At 73.7% G+C, this 315-nt stretch carries 1 protein-coding gene; it reads left to right on the top strand.

The features are described from left to right. Window positions 1–315: hypothetical protein (locus AB2B41_RS23425; protein ID WP_367880237.1), on the top strand; the 315-nt coding region annotated here is incomplete at both ends.

Here is a 315-nt window from a genome sequence, read left to right on the forward strand (position 1 = left end):
GCTCCGGTGGCACGAAGGGCAGCGGCTCTGGCGGCACCAAGGGCAGCGGTTCCGGTGGGACCAAGGGTTCCGGCTCGGGCGGGACGAAAGGTAGCGGCTCTGGCGGCACCAAGGGCAGCGGCTCTGGCGGCACCAAGGGCAGCGGCTCCGGTGGCACGAAGGGGTCCGGCTCTGGCGGCACCATGGGCAGCGGTTCCGGTGGGACCAAGGGCTCCGGCTCTGGCGGCACCATGGGCAGCGGCTCCGGCGGGACCAAGGGGTCCGGCTCTGGCGGCACTATGGGCAGCGGTTCCGGCGGGACCAAGGGGTCCGGCT

This window comes from Sulfitobacter sediminis (assembly GCF_040811725.1).
In the GTDB taxonomy this organism is placed as follows: Bacteria; Pseudomonadota; Alphaproteobacteria; order Rhodobacterales; family Rhodobacteraceae; genus Sulfitobacter; species Sulfitobacter sediminis.